General features: G+C 41.9%; 1 protein-coding gene. It reads left to right on the top strand.

Translation table 11 applies throughout. The features are described 5' to 3' along the window. Positions 1-32: 32 nt before the first annotated feature. On the top strand, positions 33-267 hold a 235-nt coding region (locus KI356_RS28995; protein WP_212937091.1), incomplete at its 3' end, for a fimbrial protein.

The following is a 267-nucleotide window of genomic DNA, read 5'->3' as shown; positions in this document are numbered from 1 at the left end:
AACTAACAGACTGACAGATCCAGGAACTATATATGCATCCCACTCAACGTAAGCTGATGAAGAGAATAATTCTGTTTCTGTCACTACAGTTTCCCATTACCTATCCAGCCATCGCTGGGCAGGATATTGACCTTGTTGCCAATGTAAAAAACAGCACTTGCAAAAGCGGAATCAGTAACCAGGGTAATATTGATCTTGGCGTCGTTGGGGTGGGATATTTTTCAGATAATGTTACTCCTGAAAGCTATCAACCAGGTGGAAAAGAGT

It is taken from the genome of Bacillus hominis, from assembly GCF_018332515.1.
GTDB lineage: Bacteria > Bacillota > Bacilli > Bacillales > Bacillaceae_G > Bacillus_A > Bacillus_A hominis.
The sequence above is the reverse complement of the archived record's forward strand: the minus strand, read 5'-3'. Positions and strand labels throughout refer to the sequence as shown.